Annotated in this window: 12 protein-coding genes, 1 tRNA gene and 1 pseudogene; 9 read left to right on the forward strand and 5 right to left on the reverse strand. The window is 67.1% G+C overall.

The window, feature by feature from the left end:
• Nucleotides 1–167: 167 nt before the first annotated feature.
• On the reverse strand, nucleotides 168–491 hold the full coding sequence (locus tag CP975_RS34975) for a hypothetical protein (protein WP_167532675.1): 324 nt from the start codon (nucleotides 489–491) through the stop codon (nucleotides 168–170).
• Between the two features lie 523 nt (nucleotides 492–1,014).
• Here CP975_RS34975 and CP975_RS08610 point away from each other — a divergent pair.
• From CP975_RS08610 to CP975_RS08630, 5 genes are all read left to right on the forward strand, one after another.
• Entirely contained in the window at nucleotides 1,015–2,265 is a 1,251-nt protein-coding gene (locus CP975_RS08610) for a branched-chain amino acid ABC transporter substrate-binding protein (RefSeq protein ID WP_055531731.1), read from the forward strand.
• Nucleotides 2,266–2,416: 151 nt separating this feature from the next.
• Nucleotides 2,417–3,346, forward strand: coding sequence for a branched-chain amino acid ABC transporter permease (locus tag CP975_RS08615; RefSeq protein ID WP_030794276.1), 930 nt, complete (start codon nucleotides 2,417–2,419; stop codon nucleotides 3,344–3,346).
• Nucleotides 3,347–3,351: 5 nt separating this feature from the next.
• The gene (locus CP975_RS08620) at nucleotides 3,352–5,190 is read left to right on the forward strand and encodes a branched-chain amino acid ABC transporter permease (protein ID WP_055531751.1); all 1,839 of its coding nucleotides are present in this window, start codon (nucleotides 3,352–3,354) and stop codon (nucleotides 5,188–5,190) included.
• 3 nt (nucleotides 5,191–5,193) lie between these two features.
• The gene (locus CP975_RS08625) at nucleotides 5,194–6,015 is read left to right on the forward strand and encodes an ABC transporter ATP-binding protein (RefSeq protein ID WP_246201434.1); all 822 of its coding nucleotides are present in this window, start codon (nucleotides 5,194–5,196) and stop codon (nucleotides 6,013–6,015) included.
• Nucleotides 6,015–6,731, forward strand: coding sequence for an ABC transporter ATP-binding protein (locus CP975_RS08630; RefSeq protein WP_055531733.1), 717 nt, complete (start codon nucleotides 6,015–6,017; stop codon nucleotides 6,729–6,731). Before CP975_RS08625 ends, CP975_RS08630 begins: the two co-directional genes overlap by 1 nt.
• An 82-nt stretch (nucleotides 6,732–6,813) precedes the next feature.
• Here the strand turns inward: CP975_RS08630 and CP975_RS08635 are convergent, their stop codons facing one another.
• Complete coding sequence (locus CP975_RS08635) at nucleotides 6,814–7,473, reverse strand: ANTAR domain-containing response regulator (RefSeq protein ID WP_055531735.1); 660 nt, start codon at nucleotides 7,471–7,473, stop codon at nucleotides 6,814–6,816.
• 102 nt (nucleotides 7,474–7,575) lie between these two features.
• Here CP975_RS08635 and CP975_RS08640 point away from each other — a divergent pair.
• Nucleotides 7,576–7,650 (forward strand) — tRNA-Leu (locus CP975_RS08640).
• 109 nt (nucleotides 7,651–7,759) lie between these two features.
• A pseudogene (locus CP975_RS35705) lies at nucleotides 7,760–8,330 on the forward strand (transcriptional regulator); the annotation flags it as partial.
• 25 nt (nucleotides 8,331–8,355) lie between these two features.
• Here the strand turns inward: CP975_RS35705 and pyk are convergent.
• Both pyk and CP975_RS08655 read right to left on the reverse strand, forming a co-directional pair.
• On the reverse strand, nucleotides 8,356–9,792 hold the full coding sequence (gene pyk / locus CP975_RS08650) for a pyruvate kinase (protein ID WP_055531737.1): 1,437 nt from the start codon (nucleotides 9,790–9,792) through the stop codon (nucleotides 8,356–8,358).
• A 135-nt stretch (nucleotides 9,793–9,927) separates the two neighbouring features.
• Nucleotides 9,928–10,788, reverse strand: a complete 861-nt coding sequence (locus CP975_RS08655; protein ID WP_055531739.1) for a helix-turn-helix transcriptional regulator — start codon at nucleotides 10,786–10,788, stop codon at nucleotides 9,928–9,930.
• A 126-nt stretch (nucleotides 10,789–10,914) separates the two neighbouring features.
• Here CP975_RS08655 and CP975_RS08660 point away from each other — a divergent pair, with 126 nt between their 5' ends.
• Nucleotides 10,915–11,736, forward strand: a complete 822-nt coding sequence (locus tag CP975_RS08660) for an SDR family NAD(P)-dependent oxidoreductase (protein WP_055536237.1) — start codon at nucleotides 10,915–10,917, stop codon at nucleotides 11,734–11,736.
• A 24-nt stretch (nucleotides 11,737–11,760) separates the two neighbouring features.
• Here CP975_RS08660 and CP975_RS08665 read toward each other — a convergent pair whose 3' ends face one another.
• Nucleotides 11,761–12,501 (reverse strand): SIMPL domain-containing protein, encoded by a 741-nt coding sequence (locus CP975_RS08665; RefSeq protein ID WP_425474233.1) that lies wholly within the window; start codon nucleotides 12,499–12,501, stop codon nucleotides 11,761–11,763.
• Nucleotides 12,502–12,629: 128 nt separating this feature from the next.
• Between CP975_RS08665 and CP975_RS08670 the strand changes: the two genes are divergently transcribed.
• Nucleotides 12,630–14,432 (forward strand): bifunctional metallophosphatase/5'-nucleotidase, encoded by a 1,803-nt coding sequence (locus CP975_RS08670; RefSeq protein ID WP_055534582.1) that lies wholly within the window; start codon nucleotides 12,630–12,632, stop codon nucleotides 14,430–14,432.
• Nucleotides 14,433–14,434: the final 2 nt, after the last annotated feature.

Here is a 14,434-nt window from a genome sequence, read left to right on the forward strand (position 1 = left end):
CGGGAACAGGGCGGGCGCACACGCATTGCCGGGGCGTGCGGCTCCGGTCTAGCGTCGGCGCATGAGGCACCGAATACGGCTCAGTGCGCTCGCCCTCACCCTCGTACACCCGCCCGATGGGCCGCGGACGTGAACGCCATCGGGCCCATCGAGCCGGGCGAGGACACCTACGACCACGAGGCCGCGGCCCCCGAGCCGTTACGGCTCACTCCGCGCCGGCTGCGCCACCGCCGTACGGCCATCGCCGGCACGTCGGCCCTGATCCTCGCCGCGGCCGGGGTGAGCCTGTACCTGACCCGGCCGCAGCCGCCCCCCGGGCCGCCCGCGCCCTGGCCGTCGCAGAGCGTGTCGGTGACGTACACGGACGAGATGTCCCGCCCCCGGCCCGGCGAGCGGAACTTCACCTTCGCCGTCAGGTTCTCCCAGACGTCCGGACCTCCGGTGACCGTCCGCCGGATCGCCCAGCCCTCGGCGGCGCTTTCGGTGGACACCTCCCCTCGCACCCCATTCACGTTGAAAACGGGAACACCCCGGAAGTCGATCATCACCATGCACATTCGCGAATGCGGAGAAGTGCCACGGAATGCCAGGCTCCCTTTCCTCGAAGTAACGCTGCGTAATACGCGCGCAAACGAGAGGCAGAGTTACATCCTCGGTCCGGAATACGCGAATGATCTTTCCGCCGCTCTGACCGCCGCATGCCCACGAACACGTGCGTCATGAGCCAAAGGCAATTACGCTCCTGCCACTTGTCCTGGAGATTCTCAGCATGTGGATACGTCGAGATCCACCGAACAAGGTCGGATTCAGCCTCAACCGCCCCCCGCGTTCCAGCCCGGAATACTCCGTGGCATAACAAGAGCGTCACAGCCTTGGTCTGACCACTCCACCTGGCACAAAGGCGCCCTTAGAGTCACGGCCAGTCACCGCGCCCACCGGATTCCTCTCAGTTCGGTTCCGCGCTCGACTCGGCGTTCCAACCAGGGGCAGCCGTGCCAGGGGAAAGGACTGATCGTGCGTCAACGTTCGCTCATAGCCATCACCGCCGCGCTCACCGCGGGGGCGCTCACCCTCACCGCATGTGGCTCGCGTGACGACAGCAAGGACAAGGACGGCGGCGGGGGCAGTGAGACCACCGTGGTCATCGGCGTCGACGCGCCACTGACCGGTGACCTCTCCGCGCTCGGCCTCGGCATCCGCAACTCCGTCGACCTCGCCATCAAGCAGGCCAACGCCAAGAACCACGTCGACGGCATCAACTTCAAGATGGAAGCCGCCGACGACCAGGGCCAGCCCTCCTCGGGCCAGACGAACGCCACCAAGTTCGTCGCCAACAAGGACCTCCTCGGCGCCGTCGGCCCCCTGAACTCCTCCGTCGGCGAGTCCATGCAGAAGGTCTTCGACGACGCCAAACTCGTCCAGGTCTCCCCCGCCAACACCAACCCGGCCATGACCCAGGGCCCGGACTGGAACGGCGGCAAGAAGGTACGCCCGTACAAGGCCTACTTCCGCACGGCCACCACCGACGCCATCCAGGGCCCCTTCGCCGCGCAGTACCTGTACAACACGGCCAAGAAGAAGAAGGTCTTCGTCATCGACGACAAGAAGACCTACGGCGCCGGCCTCGCCGCCACCTTCAAGGACGAGTTCACCAAGCTCGGCGGCAAGGTCGCCGGCACCGAACACGTCAACCCCGACACCAAGGACTTCGGCGCCGTCGCCACCAAGATCCGCAACTCCGACGCCGACGTCGTCTACTACGGCGGCGAATACCCCGCCGCGGGTCCCCTCAGCAAGCAGATGAAGAAGGCCGGAGCCAAGATCCCCCTCGCCGGCGGCGACGGCATCTACAGCGCCGACTTCATCAAGCTCGCGGGCAAGGACGGCAAGGGCGACTACGCCACCTCCGTCGGCCAGCCCGTCGAACAGCTGCCCTCCGCCAAGGAGTTCATCGCCAACTACGAGAAGGCCGGCTACAAGGAGGCCTACGAGGCCTACGGCGGCTACTCCTACGACAGCGCCTGGGCCATCATCGAGGCCGTCAAGAAGGTCGTCGAGGACAACGACGGCAAGCTGCCCTCCGACGCCCGCGCCAAGATCGTTGACGCCATGCAGGACGTCTCCTTCGATGGCGTGACCGGCAAGGTCTCCTTCGACGAATACGGCGACGCCACCAACAAGCAGCTCACCGTCTACCAGGTCACGGACACCTCGGACCCGGCAAAGGGCTGGAAGCCCGTCAAGTCCGGCACCTACACCGGCTGACCCACACCGCAGCACGACACCGCCGCGCGGAGCGCCGCCCGACAGCGCCCCGCGCGGCGTCACATCCGACGCCGCGACAACCCGACCGTCGCAGCGGAGCCGTATCCGTCGCACACGAAAACCGTCGCTCGGAAGACTCGGAGGACCTGCGGTGCACGAACTGCCGCAACAGCTGGTCAACGGCCTGCTACTGGGATCCATGTACGGCCTGATCGCCATCGGCTACACCATGGTCTACGGCATCGTCCAGCTCATCAACTTCGCCCACGGCGAGATCTTCATGGTCGGCGGCTTCGGCGCCCTCACCGTCTGGCTCTGGCTCCCCGGCGGCACCACCATGTGGGTGGCCATCCCCCTCATGCTCATAGGCGCCATCATCGTCTCCACCACCATCGCCATCGGAGCCGAACGCTTCGCCTACCGCCCCCTGCGCGGCGCCCCACGGCTCGCACCCCTCATCACCGCCATCGGGCTCTCGCTCGCCCTCCAGCAAGCCGTCTGGGCCTGGTACCCCAACGCCAAGTCCTCCCGCACCTTCCCCGAGATCCCCGGCGACTCCATCCACATGGGCAGCGTCACCATCCAGCCCGGCGACCTCTTCCTCGTCGTCGCCGCCCCCATCTGCATGTTCGCCCTCGGCTGGTTCGTCATGAAGACCCGCGTCGGCCGCGGCATGCAAGCCACAGCCCAGGACCCCGACACCGCCAAACTCATGGGCGTCAACACCGACCGCGTCATCGTCGTCGCCTTCGCCCTCGGCGCCGCCTTCGCCGGAATCGCCGCCATCGCCTACGGCTTCCGCTACGGCGAAGTCAACTTCCGCATGGGCTTCCTCTGGGGCCTCAAAGCCTTCACCGCGGCCGTCCTCGGCGGCATCGGCAACATCTACGGAGCCATGATCGGCGGACTCGTCCTCGGCGTCGCCGAAGCCATGGCCACCGCCTACATGAACGACATCCCCGGCATGGACAAGCTCGGCGGCCAGTCCTGGGCCGATGTCTGGGCGTTCGTACTCCTCATCGTCGTCCTCCTCGTCAGGCCACAAGGCCTCCTCGGCGAGCGCGTCGCGGACAGGGCGTGACCACCATGACCACACACACCACAGCAACCGACGCCCCCCGCAAGGAGAACGCCCCCACGGGCCTCATCCCCCTGCCCGTCGGACCCGCCCGCGCCATGGCCACCGGCGGCGGCGCACTCACCGTCGTCTCCGCCTTCCTCGCCTGGACCTGGACCGCCGCCTTCCCCGGCGACCTCACCGTCTACGGCTACCCCGGCGGCCTCCAATGGCTCGTCCTCATCACCGGCGCCCTCACCACACTGTTCGGCCTCGCCTCCTACGGCATCAAAGGCCTGCGCGCCCTCACCCCCGGCAACGCGGACGCCGCCCTCAAATACGCCGCACTCGCCGCCTTCGCCACCGCCTGGTACACGATCCTCGCCATCAGCACCAAACTCGGCGGACTCGCCAACCTCGAACCCGGCGGCTGGATCGTCGCCCTCGCCACCCTCACCGCCCTCACCGGCGCCCTCGCCCTGCCCTTCCAACGGCCCCAGACCTACCCGGTCGACCCCGAGGACACCGGCTGGGAACAGTTCAAACACCGCCTGCGCAACGGCCTCACCACCCTCAAGGGCGCCTTCGCCGCCGAAGCGCCGCCCACCCCGCGCAAACTCCCCTCGTACGTCGAGATCCTGATCATCGTCGCCGCACTCGCCACCGGACTCCTCGTCTTCACCTACGGCATCGGCACCGAATACGACGAACTCTTCATCGGCTTCCTCATCTCCGTCGCCCTCGGCTTCGCCGCACTGTCCAAAGCCGGCCTCGTCGCCCAAGTCGCCGTCTACACCGCACGCCACCGCAACATCACCCTCACCGGCGCCTTCCTCGCGGCGGCAGCCTTCCCCTTCACCCAGAACGACGACCAATACGCCACCATCGGCGTCTACATCCTCATCTTCGCCACCGTCGCCCTCGGCCTGAACATCGTCGTAGGACTCGCCGGACTCCTCGACCTCGGATACGTCGCCTTCCTCGGCGTCGGCGCCTACGCCGCATCCATGGTCTCCGGATCCCCCTCCTCCCCCTTCGACATCCACCTCCCCTTCTGGGGCGCCATCCTCGTCGGCGCCGCCGCCTCCCTCATCTTCGGCGTCCTCATCGGCGCCCCCACCCTGCGGCTGCGCGGCGACTACCTCGCCATCGTCACCCTCGGATTCGGCGAGATCTTCCGCCTCGTCGCCATGAACAGCGACGGCGCCTCCGGACCCGACATCACCAACGGGTCCAACGGCATCTCCTCCATCCCCAACCTGAAGATCTTCGGCTTCGACTTCGGCCTCGAACACAGCATCGGCGGCTTCACCATCGGCCGCTTCGCCAACTACTTCTTCCTGATGCTGCTCATCACCCTCGTCGTCGTCCTCGTCTTCCGCCGCAGCGGCGACTCCCGCATCGGCCGCGCCTGGGTCGCCATCCGCGAGGACGAGACCGCCGCACTCGCCATGGGCATCAACGGCTTCCGCGTCAAACTCATCGCCTTCGCCCTCGGCGCCTCCCTCGCCGGACTCGCCGGCACCGTCCAGGCACACGTCACCTACACCGTGACACCCGAGCAGTACCAATTCGCCAACACCGTCCCGCCCAACTCCGCGTTCCTCCTCGCCGCCGTCGTACTCGGCGGCATGGGAACCATCAGCGGACCCCTCGTCGGCGCCGCACTCCTCTACCTCATCCCCAACAAACTCGCCTTCCTCGGCGACTACCAGCTCTTCGCCTTCGGCCTGGCCCTCGTCCTCCTCATGCGCTTCCGCCCCGAAGGCCTCATCCCCAACCGCCGCCGCCAACTCGAGTTCCACGAAGCCGAACTCGACCCCGGCGAGACACCACCGCCCACCGTCCTGAGCAAGACAGGGGCCTGACCCATGACCACCGACACCACCACCCAAGGCCCCACCCCGAGCACCCCGACCGGACAGGCCGTCCTCGACGCCCGCGGCGTCACCATGCGCTTCGGCGGCCTCACCGCCGTACGATCCGTCGACCTCACCGTCAACAGCGGCGAAATCGTCGGCCTCATCGGCCCCAACGGCGCCGGCAAAACCACCTTCTTCAACTGCCTCACCGGCCTCTACGTCCCCACAGAAGGGGAAGTCCGGTACAAAGGCGACATCCTGCCCGCCAAGTCCTTCAAAGTCACCGCAGCCGGCATCGCCCGCACCTTCCAGAACATCCGGCTCTTCGCCAACATGACCGTCCTGGAAAACGTCCTCGTCGGCCGCCACACCCGCACCAAAGAAGGCCTCTGGTCAGCCCTCCTCCGCGGCCCCGGCTTCCACAGGGCCGAAGCCGCCTCCAAGGCCCGCGCCATGGAACTCCTCGACTTCGTCGGCCTCGCCGACAAAGCCGAACACCTCTCCAGGAACCTCCCCTACGGCGAACAACGCAAGCTGGAAATCGCCCGAGCCCTCGCCAGCGAACCCGGTCTGCTCCTCCTGGACGAACCCACAGCCGGCATGAACCCCCAGGAAACCCGCGCCACCGAGGAACTCGTCCTCGCCATCCGCGAGATGGGCATCGCCGTCCTCGTCATCGAGCACGACATGCGCTTCATCTTCAACCTCTGCGACCGCGTCGCCGTCCTCGTCCAGGGCGAAAAACTCGTCGAAGGATCCAGCGAAACGGTCCAGCAGGACGACCGCGTCATCGCCGCCTACCTCGGCGAACCCTTCGAGGAGAACAACTGATGACCGCACTCCTTGAGGTCGAGGACCTCCGCGTCGCCTACGGCAAGATCGAAGCCGTCAAAGGCATCTCCTTCACCGTCGAGGCCGGCAAAGTCGTCACCCTCATCGGCACCAACGGCGCGGGAAAAACCACCACCCTGCGCACCCTGTCCGGCCTGCTCAAGCCAGTCAGCGGCACGATCAAATTCAACGGCAGGACACTGCGCAAATACCGCGCCGACCAAATCGTCTCGCTGGGCCTCGCGCACTCCCCCGAAGGCCGCCACATCTTTCCCCGCATGACCATCGAGGACAACCTCCGCCTCGGCGCCTACCTCCGCTCCGACAAAACAGGCATCGAAAAAGACATCACCCGCGCCTACGACCTCTTCCCCATCCTCGGAGAACGCCGAAAACAAGCCGCGGGCACCCTCTCCGGAGGCGAACAACAAATGCTCGCCATGGGCCGCGCCCTCATGTCCCAGCCCAAACTCCTCATGCTCGACGAACCCTCCATGGGCCTCTCGCCGATCATGATGCAGAAAATCATGGCGACCATCGCCGAACTGAAAGCCGGCGGCACGACGATCCTCCTCGTCGAACAGAACGCTCAGGCAGCGCTCTCCCTCGCCGACGAAGGCCACGTCATGGAGGTCGGCAAGATCGTCCTCTCGGGCACGGGGGGTGACCTCCTGCACGACGAGTCCGTGCGGAAGGCGTACCTCGGCGAGGACTGAGCCCGCCTTTCGTACGGCACGAGGCCCGCACCCCCGGCTTAGGGGTGCGGGCCTCGTCGTACGTACGTATGGGCGCTCCGGGCTAGCCCTTCGCCGCCTTCTTCTCCTCGGCGTCCTCGATGACCGCCTCCGCCACCTGCTGCATCGAAAGCCGGCGGTCCATCGACGTCTTCTGGATCCACCGGAAAGCGGCGGGCTCGGTGAGGCCGTACTCGGTCTGGAGAATCGACTTGGCGCGGTCCACCAGCTTCCGTGTCTCCAGCCGCTGCGAGAGGTCCGCGACCTCCCTCTCCAGCGTCTTCAGCTCCGTGAACCGCGAAACGGCCATCTCGATCGCCGGCACGACGTCACTCTTGCTGAACGGCTTCACGAGATACGCCATCGCACCCGCGTCCCGCGCCCTCTCCACGAGGTCGCGCTGCGAGAACGCGGTCAGCATCAGCACCGGGGCGATGGACTCCTCGGCGATTTTCTCCGCCGCGGAGATGCCGTCAAGGACCGGCATCTTCACGTCCAGGATCACGAGGTCCGGCTTGTGCTCACGGGCCAGCTCGACGGCCTTCTCACCGTCACCGGCCTCGCCCACGACGCTGTACCCCTCCTCCTCCAGCATCTCTTTGAGGTCGAGCCGGATCAGGGCCTCGTCCTCGGCGATGACGACGCGGGTCGTCAGCGGCGGCACGTGCGACTGGCCGTCGTCGGACGCGTCGTCTGCGGGCTGGGGCGACTCGGGGGCGGTCACGGGGGCTCCTTGATACGGGCCGGGAAGGTGTTACTCCCCAGAGCCTACCTAGCTACGATAAGGTGGTGACGCAAGGGGGCAACGCTACCCTTCCTTTCTAAGGCCCCAGTACTCCAACTGGTCAGAGAGGCCGCTCTCAAACAGCGGACAGTGTGGGTTCGAATCCCACCTGGGGCACCTTTCCTTGCTTTTCAAGGTCACGCGAGAATCGCTCTGCGTCACTTGATCGTGTATGTAACGCCCCCCTCTGCCCCTCGCGGCGGCCTCCCGCAGCATTCTCGACTCCATGTACGACATGGGCGCACGCAGGCGAACGTTGATGCTGGTCGGCCAGGGTCGCAGCCTGAACTCTGTCAGCAAAGAGACCGGCACCTCGCGAGCCGCGATCCGCTCCTGGCAGACCCGCCCGGAGCCGCTCAGCCGGAGCCGAGGCAGGCCCTGCCCTAGGTGCTCCGACACACCGGACAGGCCTGACGACCTCTCCGCCTACTCCTACTTACCCGGGCTCTACCTCGGCGACGGCTGCATCAGCCTCCAGCGGCGGGGCGTCTACTCACTCCGAATCGCGTGTGCCGACGCCTGGCCCGGCCTCATCGACGCATGCGCCGCTGCCATTCAGGCCGTACGCCCGGACAACAAGGTCTACCGGGTCCAGAGCGTGGGCTGCCAGTACGTCACGGCACGGCCCCGGCAAGGCGCACGACCGCAAGATCGCCCTCGAACCCTGGCAGCAGGAAATCGTCGACGCCCACTCGTGGGAGTTCATCCGAAGGCTCATCCACTCCGACGGCTGCCGCATCACCGATTGGACGACCCGCGTCGTTGCCGGGGAACGGAAGCGCTATGGGCATGGACGCCCACGTCGGCCGCAAGTACTGACCCCTACTCGTGGTCCTCGCTCTCGCCGATGCGATGCACCCGTACCAGGTTCGTCGAGCCCGACACCCCCGGCGGGGAGCCGGCCGTGATGACGACCACGTCGCCCTTCTCGCAGCGGCCGATCTTCAGGAGCAGCTCGTCGACCTGGTCGACCATCGCGTCCGTGGAGTCGACGTGCGGGCCGAGGAAGGTCTCCACGCCCCAGGTGAGGTTCAGCTGGGAGCGGGTGGCCTTGTCGGGGGTGAAGGCGAGGAGGGGGATGGGTGAGCGGTAGCGGGAGAGGCGGCGGACGGTGTCGCCGGACTGGGTGAAGGCGACGAGGAACTTGGCGCCGAGGAAGTCGCCCATTTCGGCGGCGGCGCGGGCGACGGCGCCGCCTTGGGTGCGGGGTTTGTTCCGCTCGGTGAGGGCCGGGAGGCCTTTCGCGAGGATGTCTTCCTCTGCCGCTTCGACGATGCGGCCCATGGTGCGGACGGTTTCGATGGGGTATTTGCCGACGCTCGTCTCGCCGGAGAGCATTACCGCGTCTGTGCCGTCGATGACGGCGTTGGCCACGTCGCTCGCCTCGGCCCTCGTGGGCCGGGAGTTGTCGATCATCGAGTCGAGCATCTGCGTGGCGACGATGACCGGTTTGGCGTTGCGCTTGGCGAGTTTGATGGCCCGCTTCTGGACGATCGGGACTTGTTCGAGGGGCATTTCGACGCCGAGGTCGCCGCGGGCGACCATGATGCCGTCGAAGGCGGCCACGATGTCCTCGATGTTGTCGACGGCCTGGGGTTTTTCGACCTTGGCGATGACGGGGAGGCGGCGGCCTTCTTCGTCCATGATGCGGTGGACGTCCTCGATGTCGCGTCCGCTGCGGACGAAGGAGAGGGCGATGACGTCGAATCCGGTGGCCAGGGCCCAGCGGAGGTCGGTTTCGTCCTTGTCGGAGAGGGCGGGGACGGAGACGGCGACGCCGGGGAGGTTGAGGCCCTTGTGGTCGGAGACCATGCCGCCCTCGACGACGGTGGTGGTGACGCGGGGGCCGTCGACGTGGGTGACTTCCAGGGTGACTTTGCCGTCGTCGACGAGGATGCGTTCGCCGCTGGTGACGTCCTGGGCGAGGCCGTCGTAGGTGGTGCCGCAGAGGTGGCGGTCGCCTTGGATGTCTTTTTCTACGGTGATGGTGAAGGTGTCGCCGCGTTCAAGGAGTACGGGGCCTTCGCTGAAGCGGCCGAGGCGGATCTTCGGGCCTTGAAGGTCGGCGAGGATGCCGACGCTGCGGCCGGTCTCTTCGGAGGCCTTGCGCACGCGCTGGTAGCGCTCCTCGTGGTCGGCGTGGGTGCCGTGGCTGAGGTTGAAGCGTGCTACGTCCATTCCGGCTTCGACCAGTGCCTTGATCTGGTCGTACGAGTCGGTGGCGGGGCCCAGGGTGCAGACGATTTTTGCTCGGCGCATGGTTCGAGCCTAGGGCCTACCGGTGGGTAGAGAATTGGTTGGGCGTGACTACTCAACAACCTTTGCGTGAAGGGCTATTGACAAGTGTTGAATTGTGCGCGGCGTCGCTCCGATGAGCGGGTTACCGGGCGGGGTTCAGCCGGGTACGTCCATGCGCTGGGTGCCGACGACCGACAGCAGGCGCAGTGCCTCCTCCGACGGTGAGCCGGGGGTGGCGGTGTAGATGAGGACGCGCTGGTCCCGGTCGGTGATGTCCAGGACGTCGCATCTGAGGGCGATGGTGCCGACGAGGGGGTGCTCGAAGGCCGTGCACGGGGTGGGCCGGTCGGTGACGTCGTGGGCGGTCCACAGCCGGGTGAACTCCGCGCTGCCGGCGAGGAGTTCTTCGATCAGGCCGTTCACTTCCGGGTCGCGGGGGTAGCGGGCCGCGGCCGCGCGCAGGTGCTGGGTGGAGGTCCGTGCGAACTCCTCGGCGTTTGGGACGCCGTACAGCCGTCGGCCGTGCGGGTGCGGGGTGAGGAAGGCGCGTCGGATGAGGTTCCGTTCGCGTGGGGGCAGAGCGGAGAAGTCCTCCATGAGGGCGGCTGCCAGGGGGTTCCAGGCGATGACCTCGTAGGTGGCGGAGAGGACGACCGCCGCGGCGTCCGGCATCCGGTGCAGCAGGTCGATGGTGCTCTGTCGTACTTCTCGGGAGGGTCCGGGTGGTGGGCCGGGGGGAAGTCCGGCGAGGTGGTGGAGGTGGTCGCGCTCGGCGTCCGAGAGGCGCAGGGCGCGGACGAGTTGGGTCAGTACTTCGCGGGAGGGGTGGGGGGCGCGGGCCTGTTCGAGGCGTGCGTAGTACTCGGGTGAGATGAAGGCGAGCTGGGCCACCTCCTCGCGGCGCAGGCCGGGGGTGCGGCGGCGGGTGCCGGCGGGTATGCCCACGTCGGCGGGGGTAATGCGGGCGCGTCTGCTGCGCAGGAAGTCGCCCAGTTCTTCTCGTACTCGTCGGTCCACGTGTCCAGTGTGTCCTGGCGTCGTGGTGCCGAGCCAGGTACTGCTGGTGCCTGGATGGGCGGGGTGGCGGGGCGCAGGCTCGTCGGCATGAACAACGTCACGGACAGCACCATGAACAGCGACACCATGAACGACGACCCCCTGAACGACGACGCCGTGAACGAGGCGTCGGTCTCGTCCGCCCCGGCTTCGGGGCTGCTCGCCGGGAAGGTGGCCTTCATCAGCGGTGCCGGGCGTGGCATCGGTGCCGCCGCGGCGCGGTTGTTCGCCGAGGAGGGGGCCCGGGTGCTGCTGGCGGCGCGTTCGGAGGATCAGCTCAGGGCGGTGGTCGAGGAGATCCGGGCTGCCGGGGGTGTCGCGGACCATGTGGTGTGTGATCTGGCCGATCCGGCGAGTGTGCGTGCCGCGGTCGGTCGCGCGGTGGAGTTGTACGGTCGGCTGGACGTGGCTTTCAACAATGGTGCGACGGGTCAGCCGCCCGGTCCGCTGGATGAGCTGTCGGAGGCTGATTTCGATCACGTCTGCGCCGTGAATCTGAAGGGGCCGTGGGTGGCCATGTCCGCGGAAGTCGCCGCCATGCGTGCGACGGCGGGGCGGGGGGCCATCGTCAACACGTCCAGTGTCGGTGCTCTGATGGCCAATCCGCAGCTTCCGGTGTACGGGGCGGTGAAGCGGGCGTTGAACAGTCTGACGGCGTCGGCGGCGGCCACGTATGGGCCTGAGGGCATTCGTGTGAACGCTGTCGCGCCCGGCACCACGCTTACCGAGTTGTTGTTCGAGTGGGAGGAGCGGTCTCCGGGCACCGTGGACGCGCTCAATGCGCGGACGCCGCTGGGTCGTGGCGCTGAGCCGCGGGAGATCGCCGAGGCGGCCGCGTGGTTGTTGAGTGACCGTGCCTCGTATGTGACGGGTGAGGTGCTTCGGGTCGACGGGGGCATGCTGGCCTGAGGCCGTTCAGGACGCTCAGGACATTCAGGGCGTCAGCTGTGGCGGGACGAGGGTAAAGCGGGCGTTGACCTGGGCGTAGACGTGCTGGCGTTGTGGTTCGAGGTCGAGGGGGGCTGCTTCCTCCGCGAGGTCGGCTGCGCCTGCGTAGGCGGCGGAGCGCATGCCGCCCGCGGGGCCTCCGTAGCCGTAGGCGGGGGTGGGTTGGTCCGCGCCGATGTCGGCGAGTTCGGTGAGGGCGGCGAGGGTGGTGCCGAGGGCTTCGGCGTATTCGCGGGCTCGTTGTACTGCTTCGCGGACGGCTTGTTGGCGGGCTTGGCGGTGGGTGGGTGAGTCGGGGCGCAGGGCCCACCAGGGGCCTTCGACGCGGGTGAGGTCGAGGTCGGCGAGGCGGGTGGTGAGTTCGCCGAGTGCGGTGAAGTCGGTGAGTTCGGCGGTGACGTGGACACGGCCGTGGTAGGCGCGGATGCGCTCGCCACGGCCGTGTTTGGTGAGTTCGGGGGTGATGGAGAGGGCGCCTGTTTCGAGGTTCTCGACGGTGTCGCCGTAGGTCTTGATGAGGTCGAGGGCGGTGTTGTTGCGGCGGGTGAGGTCGGTGAGGGCGTCGCGGCGGTCGGTGCCGCGGGCACTGATGGTGATGCTGATGCGGGCGATTTCGGGGTCGACTTCGAGGTGCGCTTCGCCGCGGACGGCGACGCGGGGGGCGTCGGGGGTGCCGTAGGGGGTGTGGGGGGCGGGGGCGGTGTCCGTGGGGTTCATGGGGTCCATGGCTTCACTCTCGCAGCAGGTGGGGGCGGGGGGCAGTCATCGGATCGAAACCTGTGGGGTCTGTTGCGGGTGTGGCTTCGGGGGTCAGAATCTACGCGCGTTACTACGGTCGATCGAGGAGTACTGAAATGCCGCTGAACCGCAGGAAGTTCCTGGGCACGTCCGCCGCCACCGGCGTCGGTGTGGCGATCGCGGGTGGGGCTGTCGCGCCGTCCGTGGCCGAGGCGAAGGGGAGGCCCGGCCGGCGGGAGAAGCGGTATTCGTTCACCGTGCTGGGCACGACGGATCTGCACGGCAATGTCTTCAACTGGGACTACTTCACGGACAAGGAGTTCGACGACAAGGATCACAACGATGTGGGCCTGGCGAAGATCTCCACGCTGGTGGACGAGGTGCGTGCGGAGAAGGGCCGCCGGAACACGCTGCTGATCGACGCGGGCGACACGATTCAGGGCACGCAGCTGTCGTATTACTACGCCAAGGTGGATCCGATCACGGCGAAGCGCGGTCCGGTGCATCCGATGGCGCAGGCGATGAACGCGATCGGGTACGACGCGGCGGCGCTCGGCAATCATGAGTTCAACTACGGGATTCCGGTGCTGCGGAAGTTCGAGGAGCAGTGCGACTTCCCGTTGCTGGGGGCGAACGCGCTGGACGCGAAGACGCAGCGGCCCGCTTTTCCTCCGTACTTCATGAAGCGTCTGCGTACTCCGCACGGTCGTGATGTGAAGGTGGCGGTGCTCGGTCTGACGAATCCGGGGATCGCGATCTGGGACAAGGCGAATGTCCAGGGGAAGATGACGTTCCCGGGGCTTGAGGAGCAGGCGGCGAAGTGGGTGCCGAAGCTGCGCTCGATGGGCGCCGACGTCGTGATCGTGTCGGCGCACTCGGGTTCCAGCGGTACGTCGTCGTACGGTGATCAGTTGCCGTATGTGGAGAACGCGGCGGGTCTGGTGGCGGAGCAGGTGCCGGGGATCGACGCGATTCTGGTGGGGCACGCGCACACGGAGATCCCGGAGTATTTCGTGGAGAACAAGGCGACCGGCAAGAAGGTCGTGTTGTCGGAGCCGTTGAAGTGGGGGCAGCGGCTGACGCTGTTCGACTTCGATCTGGTGTGGGCGAAGGGCCGCTGGACGGTGGAGAAGGTCGGGGCGAAGGTCCTGAACTCCAATACGGCGGCGGAGGACAGGAAGATCACGCGGCTGCTCGCCGACGAGCACGAGAAGGTCGTCGCCTACGTCAATCAGGTCATCGGCACGTCGACGGCGGCGATGAGCACGGCCGAGGGCCCGTACAAGGACGTCGCGATCATCGATCTGATCAACCAGGTGCAGCGGGAGACGGTGGCGCAGGCGCTGGCGGGCGGGGCGTACGCGGCGCTGCCGGTGTTGTCGCAGGCGTCGTGTTTCTCGCGGACGGCGAAGATACCGGCGGGCGAGGTGACGATCCGGGACGCGGCGGGGCTTTATCCGTTCGAGAACACGCTGGAGGCGCGGCTGCTGACGGGTGCGCAGCTGAAGGAGTATCTGGAGTTCTCGGCGCGCTATTACGTGCAGACGCCTGCGGGTGCGCCGGTGGATCCGGCGAAGCTGACGAATGCGGAGAAGATCCCGGATTACAACTATGACGCGGTGTACGGCGTGACGTATGAGATCGATATCGCGAAGCCTGCGGGGTCGCGCATCGTGAAGCTGGCTTTCGAGGGCAAGGATGTCGATCCGAAGGCGGAGTTCGTGTTGGCGGTGAACAACTACCGGGCGAGTGGTGGCGGGAATTTCCCGCATATCGCGGGTGCCAAGCAGTTGTGGGCGAACTCGGAGGAGATCCGGAACACGATCATCGGTTGGGTGAAGGCGAAGGGGACGGTCGACCCGGGTCGGTTCGCGTCGGTGGACTGGAAGCTGACCCGGGACGGTGTGCCGGTGTTCTGAGG

The sequence above is a fragment of the Streptomyces alboniger genome (assembly GCF_008704395.1).
GTDB classification, from domain to species: Bacteria; Actinomycetota; Actinomycetes; order Streptomycetales; family Streptomycetaceae; genus Streptomyces; species Streptomyces alboniger.

Coding starts and splice junctions, on each gene's coding strand:
- CP975_RS08620 (WP_055531751.1), top strand. CDS start 3,352: ATGACCACACACACCACAGCAACCGACGCCCCCCGCAAGGAGAACGCC.
- CP975_RS08625 (WP_246201434.1), top strand. CDS start 5,194: ATGACCACCGACACCACCACCCAAGGCCCCACCCCGAGCACCCCGACC.
- CP975_RS08630 (WP_055531733.1), top strand. CDS start 6,015: ATGACCGCACTCCTTGAGGTCGAGGACCTCCGCGTCGCCTACGGCAAG.
- pyk (WP_055531737.1), bottom strand. CDS start 9,792: ATGCGCCGAGCAAAAATCGTCTGCACCCTGGGCCCCGCCACCGACTCG.
- CP975_RS08660 (WP_055536237.1), top strand. CDS start 10,915: ATGAACGACGACCCCCTGAACGACGACGCCGTGAACGAGGCGTCGGTC.
- CP975_RS08665 (WP_425474233.1), bottom strand. CDS start 12,501: ATGGACCCCATGAACCCCACGGACACCGCCCCCGCCCCCCACACCCCC.
- CP975_RS08670 (WP_055534582.1), top strand. CDS start 12,630: ATGCCGCTGAACCGCAGGAAGTTCCTGGGCACGTCCGCCGCCACCGGC.